Source organism: Mycolicibacterium stellerae (assembly GCF_003719305.1).
In the GTDB taxonomy this organism is placed as follows: domain Bacteria; phylum Actinomycetota; class Actinomycetes; order Mycobacteriales; family Mycobacteriaceae; genus Mycobacterium; species Mycobacterium stellerae.
On record NZ_RARC01000029.1, the window covers coordinates 21028 to 38244 of the forward strand.

At 66.4% G+C, this 17217-nt stretch carries 18 protein-coding genes; 9 read left to right on the forward strand and 9 right to left on the reverse strand.

From position 1 onward, the window contains the following. Nucleotides 1-16: 16 nt before the first annotated feature. Nucleotides 17-1276, reverse strand: coding sequence for a cytochrome P450 (locus D6M19_RS26425; RefSeq protein WP_123028250.1), 1260 nt, complete (start codon nt 1274-1276; stop codon nt 17-19). Nucleotides 1277-1397: 121 nt separating this feature from the next. Between D6M19_RS26425 and D6M19_RS26430 the strand changes: the two genes are divergently transcribed. The 3 genes from D6M19_RS26430 to D6M19_RS26440 are packed head-to-tail and all read left to right on the forward strand — an operon-like array spanning nt 1398 to nt 3677. Beyond that, nucleotides 1398-2561 (forward strand): steroid 3-ketoacyl-CoA thiolase, encoded by a 1164-nt coding sequence (locus D6M19_RS26430; protein WP_123028251.1) that lies wholly within the window; start codon nt 1398-1400, stop codon nt 2559-2561. Next, complete coding sequence (locus tag D6M19_RS26435; protein WP_123028252.1) at nt 2561-2950, forward strand: DUF8021 domain-containing protein; 390 nt, start codon at nt 2561-2563, stop codon at nt 2948-2950. The genes D6M19_RS26430 and D6M19_RS26435 overlap by 1 nt, the downstream gene beginning before the upstream one ends. A 55-nt stretch (nt 2951-3005) precedes the next feature. Beyond that, nucleotides 3006-3677 (forward strand): mycothiol-dependent nitroreductase Rv2466c family protein, encoded by a 672-nt coding sequence (locus D6M19_RS26440; protein WP_234835060.1) that lies wholly within the window; start codon nt 3006-3008, stop codon nt 3675-3677. On the opposite strand, the gene D6M19_RS26445 is transcribed toward D6M19_RS26440, so the two are convergent. From D6M19_RS26445 to D6M19_RS26465, 5 genes are all read right to left on the reverse strand, one after another. Beyond that, nucleotides 3667-5643 carry a TRAP transporter permease gene (locus D6M19_RS26445; RefSeq protein ID WP_327389826.1) on the reverse strand — a complete coding sequence of 659 codons (1977 nt, stop codon included), beginning with the start codon at nt 5641-5643 and terminating at the stop codon, nt 3667-3669. The two genes, D6M19_RS26440 and D6M19_RS26445, sit on opposite strands and share 11 nt — an antisense overlap. Nucleotides 5644-5762: 119 nt before the next feature. Then, nucleotides 5763-6734 (reverse strand): TAXI family TRAP transporter solute-binding subunit, encoded by a 972-nt coding sequence (locus tag D6M19_RS26450; protein ID WP_123028310.1) that lies wholly within the window; start codon nt 6732-6734, stop codon nt 5763-5765. A 76-nt stretch (nt 6735-6810) separates the two neighbouring features. Next, nucleotides 6811-7713: an NADP-dependent oxidoreductase gene (locus tag D6M19_RS26455; RefSeq protein WP_123028254.1), complete on the reverse strand. Its 903-nt coding sequence runs from the start codon at nt 7711-7713 to the stop codon at nt 6811-6813. A 20-nt stretch (nt 7714-7733) separates the two neighbouring features. Continuing rightward, nucleotides 7734-8639: an SDR family oxidoreductase gene (locus D6M19_RS26460; protein ID WP_123028255.1), complete on the reverse strand. Its 906-nt coding sequence runs from the start codon at nt 8637-8639 to the stop codon at nt 7734-7736. Between the two features lie 17 nt (nt 8640-8656). Continuing rightward, nucleotides 8657-9448: an SDR family oxidoreductase gene (locus D6M19_RS26465; RefSeq protein ID WP_123028256.1), complete on the reverse strand. Its 792-nt coding sequence runs from the start codon at nt 9446-9448 to the stop codon at nt 8657-8659. Nucleotides 9449-9507: 59 nt separating this feature from the next. On the opposite strand from D6M19_RS26465, the gene echA20 reads away from it, so the two are divergent. The 6 genes from echA20 (at nt 9508) to D6M19_RS26495 (ending at nt 14611) form a co-directional block, all read left to right on the forward strand. After that, nucleotides 9508-10263: a (7aS)-7a-methyl-1,5-dioxo-2,3,5,6,7,7a-hexahydro-1H-indene-carboxyl-CoA hydrolase gene (echA20, locus tag D6M19_RS26470; RefSeq protein ID WP_123028311.1), complete on the forward strand. Its 756-nt coding sequence runs from the start codon at nt 9508-9510 to the stop codon at nt 10261-10263. Continuing rightward, a complete protein-coding gene (ipdA, locus tag D6M19_RS26475; RefSeq protein ID WP_123028257.1) occupies nt 10260-11138 on the forward strand; it encodes a cholesterol ring-cleaving hydrolase subunit IpdA in 879 nt (292 codons plus the stop codon). The genes echA20 and ipdA overlap by 4 nt, the downstream gene beginning before the upstream one ends. After that, nucleotides 11135-11884, forward strand: coding sequence for a cholesterol ring-cleaving hydrolase subunit IpdB (ipdB, locus tag D6M19_RS26480; RefSeq protein WP_123028258.1), 750 nt, complete (start codon nt 11135-11137; stop codon nt 11882-11884). The genes ipdA and ipdB overlap by 4 nt, the downstream gene beginning before the upstream one ends. Beyond that, nucleotides 11881-12942: a (3aS,4S,5R,7aS)-5-hydroxy-7a-methyl-1-oxo-octahydro-1H-indene-4-carboxyl-CoA dehydrogenase gene (gene ipdC / locus D6M19_RS26485; protein WP_123028259.1), complete on the forward strand. Its 1062-nt coding sequence runs from the start codon at nt 11881-11883 to the stop codon at nt 12940-12942. Before ipdB ends, ipdC begins: the two co-directional genes overlap by 4 nt. A 281-nt stretch (nt 12943-13223) precedes the next feature. Next, nucleotides 13224-13877: a SatD family protein gene (locus D6M19_RS26490; RefSeq protein WP_123028260.1), complete on the forward strand. Its 654-nt coding sequence runs from the start codon at nt 13224-13226 to the stop codon at nt 13875-13877. Further along, on the forward strand, nt 13874-14611 hold the full coding sequence (locus tag D6M19_RS26495; RefSeq protein WP_123028261.1) for a hypothetical protein: 738 nt from the start codon (nt 13874-13876) through the stop codon (nt 14609-14611). Before D6M19_RS26490 ends, D6M19_RS26495 begins: the two co-directional genes overlap by 4 nt. A gap of 4 nt (nt 14612-14615) precedes the next feature. Here D6M19_RS26495 and D6M19_RS26500 read toward each other — a convergent pair whose 3' ends face one another. Genes D6M19_RS26500 through D6M19_RS26510 form a run of 3 tightly spaced genes read right to left on the reverse strand, consistent with a single transcriptional unit; the run spans nt 14616 to nt 17164 of the window. Next, nucleotides 14616-14903, reverse strand: a complete 288-nt coding sequence (locus D6M19_RS26500; RefSeq protein ID WP_123028262.1) for a Dabb family protein — start codon at nt 14901-14903, stop codon at nt 14616-14618. Next, entirely contained in the window at nt 14900-15970 is a 1071-nt protein-coding gene (locus tag D6M19_RS26505) for a zinc-dependent alcohol dehydrogenase (RefSeq protein WP_206428646.1), read from the reverse strand. The genes D6M19_RS26500 and D6M19_RS26505 overlap by 4 nt, the downstream gene beginning before the upstream one ends. A gap of 60 nt (nt 15971-16030) precedes the next feature. Continuing rightward, nucleotides 16031-17164: a DUF3500 domain-containing protein gene (locus tag D6M19_RS26510; protein ID WP_206428647.1), complete on the reverse strand. Its 1134-nt coding sequence runs from the start codon at nt 17162-17164 to the stop codon at nt 16031-16033. Nucleotides 17165-17217: the final 53 nt, after the last annotated feature.

Sequence of the window (17217 nt, forward strand, 5' to 3'; positions counted from 1 at the left end):
AATCCTCCTTGATTCGTCAGTGAGCGACGGGACACGTTCCCGTGTAGTCAACCTGCCAGTGCTTGATGCCGTTCAGCCACCCCGACTTGAGCCGCTCTGGTTCACCGGTCGGCTTGAGATCCGGCATGTGGTCGGCGACTGCGTTGAAGATCAGATTGATCGTCATCTTGGCGAGGTTGGCGCCGATGCAGTAGTGCGCCCCGGTGCCGCCGAACCCGACATGCGGGTTGGGGTTTCGCAGGATGTCAAAGGAATGCGGGTCGGTGAACACCTCGTCATCGAAATTGGCTGAGCGGTAGGACATCACCACGCGCTCACCCTTCTTGATCTCCACCCCGCCGAGTTCGACGTCGGAGAGCGCGGTGCGCTGGAACGCCGACACCGGCGTCGCCCAGCGGACGATCTCGTCGGCGGCGGTCTCGGGACGTTCCTTCTTGTACAACTCCCACTGGTCGGGGTTCTGCGAGAACGCGATCATGCCGTGGGTGATCGAGTTACGCGTGGTCTCGTTGCCCGCGACCGCGAGCATCACGACGAAGAAGCCGAACTCGTCGTCGCTGAGCTTCTCGCCCTCGATATCGGCCTCGATCAGCGTCGTGACGATGTCGTCGGTCGGGTTCTTCGACCGCTCCTCGGCCATCTTCATCGCATACGTGATGAGCTCGAACGACGACATCGCGGGGTCGACGTCGGCGTACTCCGGGTCTTCGCCTGCGGTCATCTCGTTGGACCAGCGGAACAGCTTGTCGCGGTCCTCTTGGGGTACGCCGAGCAGTCCCGCGATCGCCTGCAAGGGCAGCTCGCAGGACACCTGCTCGACGAAGTCGCCCGATCCCTCGGATGCGGCGGTCTCGGCGATCGTCTGGGCGCGGGTGCGCAGTTCCTCCTCGAGGCGTCCGACGGCTCGCGGGGTGAAACCGCGCGAGATGATCTTGCGCAGGCGGGTGTGCTGCGGCGCGTCCATGTTCAGCAGGACGGCCTTCTGCAGATCGATCGCGTCGCGGGTCATCCCCTGCGGCCAAGTCGGAATCGCGCCGTCGGGTGAGCTGCCGAAGATGTCGTTGCGCTTGGACACCTCTTTGACGTCGGCGTGTTTGGTCACGAGCCAATAGCCTTTGTCGCCGAAGCCGCCGGTACCGCCGGGCACGTCGACCCAGTGGATAGGCTCAGACTTGCGAAGCTCGGCGAGCTCCTCGACAGGCAGACGCTCGAGGTTCAAGGTCGCGTCGAGGAAGTCGAAGTCAGGGCTGACGGGGCATGAACTAGGGCCAGGCATAGCAAAGCACTCCTCAATTGCAACGTGTTCTAGTGCCAGTAAAACATGCCCTCTCCGCAGATCAAAGGCTCGGGTGTAACGCAGCTTGTCAGAGTAATGAAACGTGTTCTAGCCTGGCGGGATGGGTAACCCTGTCATCGTTGAAGCCACCCGCAGCCCGATCGGCAAGCGAAATGGATGGTTGTCCGGCCTGCATCCCACCGAGCTCCTCGGTGCGACGCAGAAGGCGCTCGTGGACAAGGCCGGCATCGACCCCGGCGAGGTCGAGCAGCTGATCGGCGGCTGCGTGACGCAGTTCGCCGCGCAGTCCAACAACATCACCCGGGTCAGCTGGCTGGTCGCGGGCTTGCCCGAGCATGTCGGCGCCACCACCGTGGACTGCCAATGCGGAAGCGGGCAACAGGCCAACCATTTGATCGCCGGGCTCATTGCGACAGGCGCCATCGACGTCGGCATCGCCTGCGGCGTCGAGGCGATGAGCGCGGTCGGGCTTGGCGCCAACGCGGGGCCCGACCGCTCGGTGCTGCGGCCGGAGTCGTGGGACATCGACCTGCCCGACCAGTTCACCGCCGCTGAGCGGATCGCCAGCCGCCGCGGCATCACCCGCGAGGACATCGACGAGTGGGGCTTCCAGTCGCAGAGCAGGGCCAAGCAGGCCTGGGCCGAAGGCCGGTTCGACCGTGAGATCAGTCCCATCGAGGCGCCGGTGCTCGACGAGCAGAAGCAGCCGACGTCCGAGCGGGCATTCGTGAGCCGCGACCAGGGGCTGCGCGACACCACGCTGGAAGGCCTTGCGTCGCTGAAGCCGGTGATCGACGGTGGCATCCACACCGCGGGCACGTCGTCGCAGATCTCCGACGGCGCCGCGGCGGTGTTGTGGATGGACGAGGACAAGGCAAGGGCGCTGGGCCTTCGGCCACGGGCGCGGATCGTCAGCCAGGCACTGGTGGGCGCCGAGACGTACTACCACCTCGACGGGCCAGTGCAGTCAACGGCCAAGGTGCTCGAGAAGGCCGGGATGAAGATGGGCGACATCGACATCACCGAGATCAACGAGGCGTTCGCGTCCGTTGTGCTGTCGTGGGCGCGGGTGCACAACCCGGACCTGGACAAGGTGAACGTCAACGGCGGCGCGATCGCGCTGGGCCATCCGGTGGGCAGCACCGGCAGCAGGCTGATCACCACCGCGCTGCACGAGTTGGAGCGCACCGACAAGAGCACCGCGCTGATCACGATGTGCGCGGGCGGCGCCCTGTCCACCGGCACGATCATCGAGCGGATCTAGTGACCGAGACCCGCGTCTTCACCGAAGCCGAGCGGATCGCGGCCGCCCAGGCGTACATCGACGCGCTGGTGAGCCACGAGGCGAACAGCGTGCCGTTCGCGCCGGACTGCACACGGATCGAGGTCGGCCTGAAGACGGGGTTCTCCGGAGATCATTTGCGGCGCAGCCTCAACGGCGGCCCGCAGTACCGGGTCATCAAGTCGGCGACGACGCCGGAGTACACCGTCGACGGAGATCAGGTGAGGGCGCGGTTCGACTTGACGACGAAGCCAACGCTGGCCGGACGGCGGGTGGGCGCCCACATCGACGAAACGTTCGACATTCCCGCCGCTGACGGACTCATTCACCAGATCCGGGCAAGCATCCGCCCGTTTCTGATCACGTCCTAGGATCGTGCGGGTGGACCTGCACTTCTACTTCGATCCCGTCTGCCCGTTCGCGTGGATGACCAGCAAGTGGGTACGGCTCGTCGCCGCACAGCGCGACTACCAGGTGGACTGGCGGTTCATCTCGCTGCGAATCCTCAACGCGCACATCGACTATGACGCGCACTTTCCACCCGAGTACGAGGCCGGGCACACGGCAGGCCTGCGGCTGCTGCGGGTTGCCGCCCGAACGCGGGCCGAACACGGCCGGGAGGCAGTCGGGCCGCTGTACGAGGCGATCGGCACCCGGCTGTTCGACACCTCGCGGGAGATCGATCCCCTCTCGGGCGCCGACCAAGGCGCACGGCGCGTGTTGGAGCCGCTGCTGCGCGACGTCGGCCTATCCGTCGAGTTGGCCGACGCGCTCGACGACACGTCGCTCGACGACGAGATCCGCGCGGAGACCGAGGAGGCGCTGGCCCTGACGGGTCGTGACGTCGGCACCCCGATCCTGCACTTCCAGCCGCCCGGAGGCACGGCGTTCTTCGGCCCGGTGATCAGCCGGCTGCCGAGTCCCGACGACGCCGGCAAACTGTGGGATCATGTCATCGGGCTTGCCGAGTTCGGCGGCTTCGCCGAACTCAAGCGCAGTCTGCGCGAACGGCCTCAGCTGGCCAGCTTTGGTGTCGACACCGAAGCCGTTGGCAAACAAGAGGATTGGCACGCCGGAAGCCGACGTCTCAAGAAGTAGCAGCGGCCGCTACCGGCTCCTGCGTGCCGCGCCGTAGCACCAGGTTCACGCCGACCGCCACCGCCAACAGGGCCGCTCCAATGACGATCGTCGTCGGGTGCAGATAGAGCAGCAGTGCCGCCGCGGGTGCGCACAGCACCCGTTCCGGCCAGCCCGCACGCCGGATCAACCAGCCGCCGGTGACGACCGCGAGTGCCGCCACCCCGAGCGCGGAAACCGCTGCGGTCCAGGCCATGTCGCCGATCGAACGGAGGCCGAGCAGGCCCTCGCCGTTGTCGGTCAGCACAAACGCGAACGGTACGAGGAAAGCGGGCAGCGTGTACTTCCACGCCTGCATCATGGTGGGTATCACCCTGCCGCCGGTGATCGCGGACGCAGCGACGGACGCCAGCGCTGTCGGTGGCGTCACCTCCGACAGCACCGCGAAGTAGAAGACAAACATGGCGACCGCCGGAGCCGCGACGCCGAGGTCTTGCAGCGCAGGCCCGACGATCACCCAGCTGATCACGAACGATGCGGTCACCGGCACTGCCAGCCCCAGCACCGCCACCGCCAGCGCGGCGAACACCGCGGTGAAAGCGAGTACCAGAGCGGGGTTTTCGGTGATCCCCCTTGCTGTATTGACGAGAATCGAGTTCAGCTGCAGGCCGAGGCCGGTTCTGCTGATCATCGCCGCGATCACGCCTGCGGCGGCGCAGACGGTGGCGACGGCGAGCACTCCTCGGACGCCGTTGCCGAGCGCCCGATAGAGCCTGCCCGGGGTCAGCCGGTGTTCTGAGTCCAGGAACGACAGCGCGATCTGGATGAAGATCGCGTAGACCACCGCACGCACGGCAGAGATGTCCATCGCGAGGAAGACCACGATGAGCACCAGCGAGATCAGGTGGTATCCGAACCTGCCGAGAATCCGCCAGCCGGACTGCTCGCTGATCTCGACTTCACGCGTGCCGTAGCGCCTGGCATCGATCTCGACGGCCAGCAGAATGCCCAGGTAGTACAGGATGGTCGGCACGACCGCCCACACCAGCACGGTCAGATAGGGCACACCCAGGTACTCCGCGATGATGAACGCCGCAGCCCCCAACGTCGGCGGCGACAGGATCGCGCCGATGCCCGCGGCCGCCAACATGCCGCCCGCGTTCTCCCTCGGGTAGCCGGCACGGCGGAGGATGGGCCATGTTACCGAACCGAGGCTGACCGTCGTCGCGGTCCCCGACCCCGATACCGTGCCGAGGAGGAATCCGGCCAGGGTGACGGTCCGGCCCGGCGCTGCCCGAGACCTCCGGAATGCCGCGAGTGACAGGTCGATGAAGAACTTGCTGGCGCCCGACGCGTCAAGCACCGCACCGAAAATGGTGAACAGCACGATGTAGGTGGCCGCGACGTCGAGCGGCACACCGTAGAGGCCGGTCGACTGGATGAACGACGCGCTGATGATCTGGTCCCAGTTCACTCCGGCGTGCGCGATCGCCGCGCCTTGCGGCAGATAGCCGCCGTAATAGGCGTAGGCCAGGGCGACCAGGCAGACGATGGGCAGCGCCAGGCCGGTCGTTCGACGGCAGGCCTCGAGCACCAGCAGCAAGACCAGGGTGCCCACCGCGACGTCGATCATTGCGGGGGTGCCCTGCCTGCCGAGGAACTCGTCGAATCCGCCTCCGCCCCCCGCGATTTCGAAGGGAAGTATCGGGTACAGGCAGGCCACAAGGGCGATCGCGGCAAGCAGCCAGTCCACCAGCGTCGGATTCCCGACCGGAACTTCTTGTCGATCGTCGTGATCGTCGTCTTCGGAGTCAGTCGTTTTGCGGCGCAACCGGATACCGGATCGGTAGCACAGCAGGGTCAGTGGCAGCACCGCCGCCAGGAAGTAGATGAGGGATACCTGGTTGCCCTGCGCCAGCGGGAAGAAGACCTGATAGATCGCGGACACGCCGATCAGGACACATGCGGCGGTGACCGCATGGCTCACCCAGCCGGTCAGCTCGCGGGCGGGCTTCTCTTCTTCGTAGGCTGCCGCTGCCGCAGGCGCTGTCTTGGTCGCGGTATCTCCGGCCGGCTGTGGCCGGCCGTCGTCGTCTTCGCGCTCGGTCAGCTCTTCGCGCCGAGTTCGTCGAGTGCCTTCTTGGCACCCGGATGCAACGGAACGGGTTCGGTCTGGCGGGCCGTTTCCAGGTTGATACCATCGGCCGCCTTGTTCACCTTGACCAGTTCGGCCTTGTTCTCGAACAGCGCCTTGGTGACGACACATGCGGTGTTGCCGTCCATATCGTCTTTCACCAGAAGCAGATTCGGCACCACCACCGTCGGCACATCTTCGGGCGTCTGGTACGTCGCGGCCGGAATGACGCCCTGCTCGTAGATCGTGTTGATCTCCTTGAGTTTGTCCAAGGTGCCTGCGACGTCGATGAACTTGACGTTGCCGCGCTGGCTTGTGAAGAGGTCGGTGATACCACTGGTCGGCAGCCCGCCCGACCAGAACATCGCATCGATCGAGCCGTCCTTCATGCCTTCGACGGTCTTGCCCAACTCGGTGCGTTGCGCCTGGATGTCCTTTGCAGGGTCGAGCCCGGCCGCTTGGAGCATGCGGTTGGCGATCACCTCGGTGCCGGAATTCGGCGCCCCGGTGGACACCCTCTTGCCCCGCATATCGGCGATCGAGTTGATCCCGGAGTCGGTCCGCGCAACGACCTGGGTGTAGTTGGGGTACAGCCGGGCCAGCGCCGCGATCGGCTGCGGCTCGTCGAAGGATTCCTTGCCCTCTGCCGCGTCGGCCGCTGTGTCGGCAAGCGAGAAGGCGACCTGGTGGGTTCCGGCCACCAGCTGCTGGATGTTCTGCAAAGACGCCGATGTCTCCGCCGCGGTGGCCTTCAGTTTTCCGCCACTGCTCTTGCCGATCGCTTCGGCGAGCGCGCCGCCGAGGCTGTAGTAGACACCGGTGGTGTTTCCGGTCGCGATGCTCAGCCGGGTGTCGGAATCGACCGTGCACGTCGTCGGCTCCTGGGCGGCTTCGCCGCCCTCACCACCTCGTTGTCCACCACATCCGGCCAACACCAACAGCATTACGCCGGCCACCACCGGCAGTGTGATCCGTCTCACTTGATCATGATGACCGGCACAGCGACTTTTCAAACGCTCTTCAGGGAATCAGCACAACCTTTCCCGTCGCGTGGCCCTGCTCGACGAGCGCCATGGCTGCCTGCGCGTCCGACAGTGGCCGGATGTCGGTGACGTAGGGGTCGAGCATGTTGGTCTGCACCAAGCGGGCCAGTTCGGTGAGCACCGCGGTGCTCCGGTCACGCACGAGCTCGAAGCCCCCCAGCTCGAGTGCCAACGGTTTGTCGGCCAGCGACGTCAGGCGGGATCGATTGCCAAGGAGCGCCGCGATTGTCCGCAGGGCATCTCCTCCCACCATGTCGAGGACGGCATCGATCCCTTCGGGTGCCGCCGCACGCACCCGCTCCTCGACGCCCGCGCCGTAGGCCACCGGAATCCCACCGAACCGAGCCACCAACTCGTGCTTGGCCGGACTCGCCACCCCGACCACGCGCAGCCCGCGTGCTTTTGCCAACTGCACCGCGGGCACGCCCACCCCGCCGCCCGCGCCGTTGACCAACACCGTGGAGCCCTCCGGCAGCCCGAACCGGTTCATGGCGTCGTATGCGGTCGCCGCCGCGACGGGCAGCGCTGCGGCGGCCTCCGGGCGCACTGCGTCAGGACGTCGTGCGGTGAACGAGGCGATTGTCAGCGCCTGCTCTGCCCAACCACCGACCATGTCAGGACAACCGCCGAAAACCTCGTCGCCAACCACGAATTCGGATACCCCAGCCCCCACCGCTTCGACGGTCCCCGCCACTTCCCACCCCAGCACCGTCGGGCCGTGGTGGCCGTAGGAGCCCTCGCGCACCCTCCAGTCGCCGGGATTCACGCCCGCTGCCCGAACCCGTAGGCGCAATTGGTCGCGACCGGGTTGCGGGACTGGGACATCGAGGAAGGCCTGCTTGTCAGGTCCGCCGATCTCGGTGAAGCCGTACGCGCGCATCGGCTACCAGTGTGCGCCTGTCAGGCCCCGAACACCGGCACCGGCGGGCGCGCCTTGGCCAGCAGGTCGTGGACCACCGGGCCCAACTCCGCCGGATCCCAGCGGGCGCCCTTGTCCACCTCGGGTCCGTGTGCCCAGCCCTCGGCGGCGCGGATGATGCCGCCCTCGACCTCGAACATCCGGCCGGTGACATCACGTGACTCGACACTGCCCAACCACACCACCAGTGGCGAAATGTTCTCGGGCGCCATGGAATCGAAGTCCTTGTCCTCGGTCGACATCATGTCGGCGAAGACCGTCTCCGTCATCCGGGTACGGGCGGACGGCGCGATCGCGTTGACGGTGACGCCGTAGCGGCCCATCTCGGCGGCGGCGACCAACGTCATGGCGGCAATGCCGGCCTTCGCGGCGCTGTAGTTCGCCTGACCGACGCTGCCCTGAAGACCGGCACCCGAACTGGTGTTGATGATGCGGGCGTCGGGGGTGTTTCCGGCTTTCGACTGTGCACGCCAGTACGCGGCCGCGTGGCGCATCGTCGCGAAGTGACCCTTGAGGTGCACCGCGATCACCGCGTCGAATTCCTCTTCGCTGGTGTTGGCGAACATCCGGTCGCGCACGATGCCCGCGTTGTTCACCAGGACGTCGAGTCCACCGAAGGTGTCGACGGCTGTTGCAATGAGGCCCTCGGCCTGCGCCCAGTCGGCGACGTTGGCGCCGCTGGTGACGGCTTCGCCTCCCGCAGAGGTGATTTCGTCGACGACGCCCTGCGCTGCGCTGCCACCCCCCGCGGGCGAACCATCGAGGCCGACGCCGATGTCGTTGACCACGACGCGCGCCCCCTCGGCGGCGAACGCCAGCGCATGCGCGCGCCCGATGCCGCCGCCTGCGCCCGTCACGATGACTACGCGGCCGTCGAGCAGTCCCATATGTGTTGTCTCCTTGGTTATTTGATGTCGGCAGTTGTGGTTGCCAGGTAATGCGGCGGTTCGCCGCCGCCGTGTACCTCCAGCGAGGCTCCGCTGATATAGGACGCGGCGTCGGATGCGAGGAACGCCGCGGCCCAGCCGACGTCGGCCGGTTTCGCGAGCCTGCCGAGCGGCACGTTGCGCGAAATGGCCGCGATGGAATCCGCATCGCCGTAGAACAGTTCGGACTGCTCGGTCTCCACCATGCCGACGACCACCGAGTTCACCCGCACCTTCGGCGCCCATTCGACGGCCAGCGTGGCGGTGATGTTCTCGAGGCCCGCCTTCGCGGCACCGTATGCCACGGTCCCCGGCGTCGGCCGCCTGCCGCTGACGCTGGCGATGTTGACGATCGTCCCGCCCCGCTCCTGGCTCTGCATCACGGCGTTCGCGTGGGTCGAAACCGACAGCGGCCCTAGCAGATTGAGCTCGATGATCTTGCTGCTGAACTTGGCCGACGCCTCCCCAGCGGGTACGTAGGGCGACCCGCCTGCGTTGTTGACCACCACGTCGAGGCGGCCGTGCTTGGCGACGATCGCGTCGATGAGTGATTTCACCGATTCGTCGTCGCGAACGTCGCACGGGCGGAATTCATACGGCGACCCCTCGACCGGCCGACGCGCACACGTCACGACGGTCGCGCCCTGGTCGGCGAAGACGGCGCTGATGCCGGCCCCTACCCCTCGCACACCGCCGGTCACCAGGACGATCCGGCCGTTCAGTCGCAGGTCGATGCCCGTCACACCAGCACTGTCAGCCGCGTCGGTCACTGTGCTAGCGTACCAAGCAAGTGCTTGCTTAGGTAGCCGACCCCATGCAGGAGTCAATGATGACCATCACCACCAAGTCGGTCGAGCCGGGCATCGTCTCGGTCACCGTCGACTACCCGCCCGTCAACGCGATCCCGTCGCGCGGGTGGTTCGAACTCGCCGACGCGATCACGGCTGCGGGCCGCGACCAGTCCACCCACGTCGTGATCCTGCGCGCCGAGGGCCGCGGCTTCAACGCGGGCGTCGACATCAAGGAGATGCAGAAAACCGAGGGCTATAGCGCGCTGATCGACGCGAACCGCGGCTGCTTCGAAGCCTTCCGCGCGGTGTACGAGTGCGCGGTGCCTGTGGTTGCCGCCGTCAACGGGTTCTGCGTCGGAGGTGGAATCGGCCTTGTTGGCAACGCCGACGTGATCGTCGCCTCCGACGACGCCACCTTCGGGCTGCCCGAGGTGGAGCGCGGCGCCCTCGGTGCGGCCACCCACCTGTCGCGTCTGGTGCCACAGCACATGATGCGCCGCCTGTTCTTCACCGCAGCGACCGTGGACGCCGCGACCCTGCACCACTTCGGGTCGGTGCACGAGGTGGTGCCGCGTGCCGATCTCGACGAGTCGGCGCTTCGGGTCGCGCGCGACATCGCCGCGAAGGACACCCGGGTGATCCGGGCGGCCAAGGAGGCGCTGAACCTCATCGACGTGCAGAAGGTCAACTCCAGTTACCGGATGGAGCAGGGCTTCACGTTCGAGCTGAACCTGTCCGGGGTGTCCGACGAGCATCGCGACGCGTTCGCCGGGACTGACAAGGGATCCAAGTGAGCGACAAAAGAACAACTTTGGACGAGGCGGTCGCCACCGTCGAGAGCGGCATGACCATCGGCATCGGCGGCTGGGGGTCGCGGCGCAAGCCGATGGCGTTCGTTCGTGCGCTGCTGCGCACCGACGTCACCGACCTGACCGTGGTGACCTACGGCGGCCCCGACGTCGGGCTGCTCTGTTCGGCGGGCAAGGTCAAGCGGGTCTACTACGGATTCGTGTCGCTGGACTCGCCGCCGTTCTACGACCCGTGGTTCGCCAAGGCACGCACCAGCGGTTCGATCGAGTCTCGCGAGATGGACGAGGGCATGTTGCGGTGCGGCTTACAGGCTGCGGCGCAACGGCTTCCGTTCCTGCCGATTCGCGCCGGCCTCGGCAGCGACGTGCGCGCGTTCTGGGGTGACGAGCTGAAGACCGTGAAGTCGCCGTACCCGACCGACGGCGGCTACGAGGAACTCGTCGCGATGCCTGCGCTGAACCTCGACGTGGCGTTCGTGCACCTCAACATCGGCGACCAGCGGGGCAACGCCGCCTACACCGGCATCGACCCGTACTTCGACGACCTGTACCTGATGGCCGCGCAAAAGCGCCTGCTGTCCGTCGAGAGAGTGGTGCCGACCGAGGAGCTGGTGAAATCGGTTCCGCCGCAAGCACTGCTGATCAACCGGATGATGGTGGACAGTGTCGTCGAAGCGCCCAACGGTGCACACTTCACCACCGCCGAGCCCGACTACAAGCGCGACGAGAAGTTCCAGCGGCACTACGCCGAAGCAGCCGCGTCGGACGAGACATGGCAGGAGTTCGTCAGCACCTACCTGTCCGGAAGCGAAGCCGACTACCAGGCGTCGGTGCGCAAGTTTCAGGAGGCGTCGAAGTGAACTCGGTATCCCGCGCAGAGGTGTGTGCCGTCGCGTGCGCCGAACTGTTCCGCGACGCGGGCGAGATCATGGTCAGCCCGATGGCGACCATGGTGTCGGTCGGCGCACGGCTGGCGCGCCTGACGTTCTCCCCCGACATCGTGCTCACCGACGGCGAGGCCCGACTGCTGGCCGATACGCCTGCGATCGGCGCGGCGGGAGCGACCGAAGGCTGGATGCCGTTCGGGCGGGTCTTCGAGACGCTTGCCTGGGGCCGTAGGCATGTCGTGATGGGCGCAAACCAGGTCGACCGGTACGGCAACCAGAACCTATCGGCGTTCGGCCCTCTGCAACACCCGACCCGGCAGATGTTCGGCGTGCGCGGCGCGCCGGGAAACACCATCAACCATGCGACGAGTTACTGGGTCGGCAACCACTCCAAGCGGGTGTTCTGCGACAACGTCGATATCGTGTCCGGGATCGGTTGGAACAAGATCGACCCCGACAACCCGGCATACCGGTTCGTCAACGTCTTCGGCGTGGTGTCCAACCTCGGCGTGTTCGACTTCAACGGCCCCGACCACACCATGCGGGCGGTGTCGCTGCACCCCGGTATCGATGCCGACCAGGTCCGTGAGAACACCTCCTTCGAGGTGCACGGCCTGGACGAGGCGGAGGAGACGCGACTTCCCACGGCCGACGAACTCGCATTGATCCGCGAGGTGATCGATCCCAAGTCGCTGCGGGACAAGGAGATACGCGCATGACCAGACTCCGAACACCGCTGACCGAGCTGGTCGGCATCGAGCATCCGGTGGTTCAGACCGGCATGGGCTGGGTGGCGGGAGCGCGGCTGGTCTCGGCGACGTCCAACGCGGGTGGTCTCGGCATCCTCGCGTCGGCGACGATGACGCTGGACGAACTGCAGACCGCGGTCACCAAGGTGAAGGCCACGACGGACAAGCCGTTCGGCATCAACATCCGGGCCGACGCGGGCGACGCCGTCGACCGGGTGGACCTGTTGATCCGGGAGGGCGTCAGGGTGGCGTCGTTCGCGCTTGCGCCCAAACCGGAGCTGATCGCCAAGCTCAAAGAGGCCGGCGTGGTGGTGATCCCGTCGGTCGGGTTGGCCAAGCATGCGAAGAAGGTCGAGGGCTGGGGTGCCGACGCGGTGATCGTGCAGGGCGGCGAGGGCGGCGGCCATACCGGTCCGGTGGCCACCACGCTTCTGTTGCCGTCCGTGCTCGACGCGGTCGACATCCCGGTGGTGGCGGCCGGCGGATTCTTCGACGGCCGCGGACTTGCCGCTGCGCTGTCCTACGGTGCCGCGGGCGTCGCGATGGGAACGCGCTTCCTGTTGACGTCGGACTCCACCGTGCCCGACGACGTCAAGCGACGGTATCTGGACGCCGGCCTTGACGGGACCGTGGTGTCCACCCGCGTCGACGGCATGCCGCACCGGGTGCTGCGGACCGGGCTGGTGGAGAAGCTCGAAAGCGGCTCGCGGCTGCGCGGTTTCAGTGCCGCGGTGCGCAACGCCGCCAAGTTCAAGAAGATGTCGAAGATGTCCTGGCGGTCGATGATCAGCGACGGGCTCGAGATGCGGCACGGCAAGGAGCTCACCTGGTCGCAGGTGGTGATGGCTGCCAACACACCGATGCTGCTGAAAGCCGGTCTGGTCGAAGGCAACACCGATGCGGGCGTACTCGCGTCGGGTCAGGTGGCAGGCATCGTCGACGATCTGCCATCCTGCGCGGAGCTGATCGAAACGATCGTCAACGACGCGGTCAAACACCTGCAGGCGGCGGCCGCACTCGTCGAGTAGTACTCGCGTCTGCCCGGAAGGGGCAGTCGATCACCTCAACCAGGCCCTACACGCCCTCCTCCCTAGTGGTGCTGTTACCTCCGCGCACCGGGCCTCGGGAGCGGGACGATCTTGATCGTCGGCGGCTTGTGGTCACCCCTGACGTTCTTGATCTCGTCCGTCCGTTCAAATCCTTTCCTACCGTTCAAATCCCTTCCTAGCGAGAAGACTGCACCCAGACTGCTGATACTCGTCGTGAAGCTAATAACTTCACTTCCTAATATTGAAGTTATACTCTTCACATGGCGACGATGAAGGATATAAATTCATCGAGACTTCGGGCGACCCTCATCGGCGACGTCGTGGGTTCACGGTCCGTAGCCGACCGCGCAGGCGTGCACCGGCTGATGAACCAGGCCTTGCGAGACCTGGCCGGCCAAGCGCTCGACCCCCCCGCCTTCACGGTCGGCGACGAATTCCAGGGCGCGTTCACAGGCGTCGGTCTGGCCATCGACGCGGCGCTGTCGCTGCGGTTGGCCGTCGCATCCGAGATCGATGTGCGGTTCGGCATCGGCTGGGGTGACGTGACCATGCTCGACGAGACCGCAGGCATCCAGGACGGACCCGGTTGGTGGGCCGCCCGTGAAGCCATCGAATGGACGGCATCGGCTCAGCGCCAACCCGGACTGGCGCTGGTACGGACGTCGTTTCGGGCCGCCGCCGACACCAGGACCGACGTCGACGCGATCAACGCCGCGCTGATTTGTCGGGACCAGCTGCTTGGATCGTTGGACGACCGATCGACACGGATTGTGAAGGCACTGTTGAGCAACCGGACCAAAAAGGACATCGCCGCGGCCGAGGGCATCAGCCCGTCGGCGGTGTCGCAGCGCTCCGGCCGCGACGGTCTTGACCTGATCGTGGTGGCGTCGGAGTACCTGCGGGACGTGCCGTGAGTGCCATCGCGGTGATGCTCATCGCGATGGGCGTCGCCGATGCTGTCCGGCGACTGACCCGCCCCGTTTGGGTGCCTGCGGTGGTAGCGCCCGCCGCGGTGGCGGTCTGTGCCGCGCTGTCGGGGCTGTGGCACCGCGGCGACGTCGTGTTGTTGGCGATCGCTGCCGCCGCGGGCGTCGGCTGGGTCCTGCTTGGTGCCCGAGCTGAACGATCCGGCGAACACGAGGGCGCGCCGCTGGCGGTGTTCGGGCTTGCGCTCGCGGCCCTGATCCTGTTGTCCGGCTGGGCTTCCGACGTCGACGGTCTCGTCGGGCGGTGGTCGGCGTGGGTCGAGGTACCCGGCATCGGCGATGTCGGCCCGAACCGGCTGCTGATGATCGTCGGCGCAGTGCTGCTGCAGTTCATCACCGGCAACCAGTTGGTGCGGCTGGTGCTCGGCTCCGTCGGCGCCGTGAAACCCGAAGGGCAGCCGCAGCCGTCGGACAGGCTCAAGGGTGGCCGCCTGCTCGGGCCGATGGAACGAACACTCATCTTCGGGCTCGGTCTGGCTGGTCAGCTTGCCGCGGCCACCGCCGTCGTCGCCGCCAAGAGCATCATCCGGTTCCCGGAGATCAACGCCGCCAAGGCCCGCGAAAACGGGAACATCGGCATCGACGCCGTCACCGAGTATTTCCTTGTCGGCAGCTTCGCCAGCTGGATCATCGCACTCGGCGGGCTGGCGCTCGCGCAGTAGCGCACTACATCGACTCGAAGTCGAAACAGATGTGCTCCTCGGTGACCTTGCGGTTGTACGCCACGACGTCCTTGTGGATGGGGTGCTCCTCGTAGGCGTCGAGATCTTCACGGGTGTCGAAGGTGACGCGCATGCAGATGTCGAAGCCCCGCGAACGGGCTCCGAAATTCCGGCCGAGCGAGAACTCGCGCACACCGGGAACATGCTGCAGCTCACCGAGTTTCGCGAACAGCTCCTTTTCGCCCTCGGGGTCGAGGTTCGGCGCCTTGAACGCGATCATGTGGTCGATCACGGGATGAACACCACCTTCATCGGTTTGCCCTGGCGGCTTCTGAGCATGTCGAAGCCGGCCTGTATCTCGTCCAGCGGGAACCTGTGGGTGACGAGGCGCTCGCCGCTGATCAGACCGGCGGCCGCGAGCTGCAGCGCGCGGCCGACCGCCTGCCTACCTTCGCCTCTGGATGTGACGATCGAGATCTCTTCACGGTTGGCGAAACCCAGGTTGAAGGAAATCGGGTCCTTGTAGAACGCCAGGATCAGCAGCTTCCCGCCTCGGCGCAGCATCTCGAGACCCTGGTTGGGCGTGGCCGGATCGCCGGACGATTCGATCACCAAGTCAGCACCGCGCCCACGGGTCAGCCGTCGCACCTCCTCGACGGGATCGTGGGTCACCGAATTCACCACGTCGGTGGCGCCCAGCGCCGCGGCGAGATCGAGACGCTCCTGCCGAGTGCCGACCACGATGACGCTCGTCGCGCCGAGTGCTCGCACCGTCTGAGCGGTCATGATGCCAACCGGTCCTGGGCCGATCACCACAACAGTGTCACCGGCAACCAGTCCGCCGGCGCGATCCAGCCCGTACACGGACGTGCCCGCCGTGGAGACGAGGACCGACTCCTCCCAGCTGAGATTGTCAGGCAGCGGATAAACGCAGCTGACATTGTGCACGACGTATTCGGCGAATCCACCATCGCGGGTGAATCCCGTTGCACTATGGCCCTTTTCATGGTCACCATAGTTCTCGCATGCGGTATAGGAGCCGGTCAGACAGTTGCGGCACCGGCCGCATCCGTGATGAACGTGGATTGCGACGCGCTGTCCGATGTCCACCTCGTCGACGCCCGCACCACGGTCGACCACCGTTCCGGTCCACTCGTGGCCCGGCGTGAACGACCCGAAGGGCGGCTGACCGGGGAAAGGGTCCGTCTGGATCGCGACGTCTGTTCCGCACGCGCCGCACATCGCCACCCGCACCAACACCTCGTCGTACGCGGGGCGGGGCACGGGCTTCTCGACGACGCGTAGGTCGCTTGGGCCGAACAGGACGGCTGCGCGCATGACGTCGGGAATCTCCACCACGCAGCCTTCCTACTTTATAAAGTGTAGAAAACACTACCGCAGCAACCGCCGGGCGGCGGTTCAATGCCGGTGATTGCCCCGATGGGCCGCGAGCACGTCGAAGCCGAAGTCGCTGTCCGGGCGACGCCATACCGAGTGCGCGTGGTTGGCGCCACGCTGTGTGTTGTCGTACTCCACGAGCAGCTCGGGCCCGTGGATGCGGTAATAGTGCGGTTCGCCTGCGGCCAGCGGGCCTGCCCAGCCGAAGTGGACGCCGTCCAGCGACTCCGGGGTGCGCGACAGTACACCGTCGGGCGCCCGTGACTCGTAGGAGGCGACGAGTTGGTACAGCAGCGCCTGTTGGTCAGAGGTCATGTCAGCGGCGGCCAGCCCGCTGGGGGCCGCCCGGATGGCGAGCCTGTCGTGGTCGTCGGCCTGATATCCAGAAGCGGCTTCGGCGTTCTGGTCGATGAGCTCGGCGATCTGTCTCATGCGCGGATCGTCGAGCAGGCCGCCCCACAACCGGCCTTCGTTCATGTGGATCATCTCGGCGGGCACGGTCAATCGGGCACGGTTGCCGCTGATGATGTCGCTTGGCGCGAAGGGGTGTAACAACGCCTGCCGCAGCTGAGCTTCGGTCAATGTCCCGGCCAATGACCTGGCCGCCTCTTCCACCGCGCGCAGCGGTGCGAGTTCGCCGCCGCCCAGCAGTGCAGAGCGGGCCGGGTCCGCACCGATGAAGCAGGGCGTGGCCGAAACGAGCCGGCCGCCCTCGATGACGTAATTGAGCGAGACGTGGTGGCCTCCGAAGCGCCACCCCCACCGGTCGGCACCCGGTGCGCCGAACAGTCGCAGCCAGTACAGGCCGGGGTCGCGGCCCCGTTCGCGGCCCCAGTCACGCTGAAATCCCTCGACCCGATCGAGGATGTTCTCCAGGCCGATGACTGCCGCGACGGTGTTGTAGGCCGCCTCGGAGAGACCCCCGGCTACCAGTTGCATGGTCAGCCGCTGCTGGGTCGGGCGCTGTGCACCGATCGGCAGGCCACCGTGATCCGTCGGGGTGTAGAACCAGGTGGTCCGGTCCTTGTCATCCCACGCGCGGACGAGGGCAGCGCGCTGCCGCGGGTCGCAGGAGTCCAGAAGCGTTGCGGCCAGCTCGTTCATGGAGCCGCCGACCTGCAGCGCCGCAGCGGTGTCTACCGGAAGTCGGGGCACGATAATGTATTCTATAGAAGGGGAAAATCGCTGGTCACCCGCACGCGAGGAGG

Bases quoted from the DNA above. Each gene is read 5' to 3' on its own strand.
- D6M19_RS26425 (WP_123028250.1), bottom strand. From the start codon at position 1,276: ATGCCTGGCCCTAGTTCATGCCCCGTCAGCCCTGACTTCGACTTCCTC.
- D6M19_RS26430 (WP_123028251.1), top strand. From the start codon at position 1,398: ATGGGTAACCCTGTCATCGTTGAAGCCACCCGCAGCCCGATCGGCAAG.
- D6M19_RS26440 (WP_234835060.1), top strand. From the start codon at position 3,006: ATGACCAGCAAGTGGGTACGGCTCGTCGCCGCACAGCGCGACTACCAG.
- D6M19_RS26450 (WP_123028310.1), bottom strand. From the start codon at position 6,734: ATGCTGTTGGTGTTGGCCGGATGTGGTGGACAACGAGGTGGTGAGGGC.
- D6M19_RS26455 (WP_123028254.1), bottom strand. From the start codon at position 7,713: ATGCGCGCGTACGGCTTCACCGAGATCGGCGGACCTGACAAGCAGGCC.
- D6M19_RS26460 (WP_123028255.1), bottom strand. From the start codon at position 8,639: ATGGGACTGCTCGACGGCCGCGTAGTCATCGTGACGGGCGCAGGCGGC.
- echA20 (WP_123028311.1), top strand. From the start codon at position 9,508: ATGACCATCACCACCAAGTCGGTCGAGCCGGGCATCGTCTCGGTCACC.
- ipdC (WP_123028259.1), top strand. From the start codon at position 11,881: ATGACCAGACTCCGAACACCGCTGACCGAGCTGGTCGGCATCGAGCAT.
- D6M19_RS26490 (WP_123028260.1), top strand. From the start codon at position 13,224: ATGGCGACGATGAAGGATATAAATTCATCGAGACTTCGGGCGACCCTC.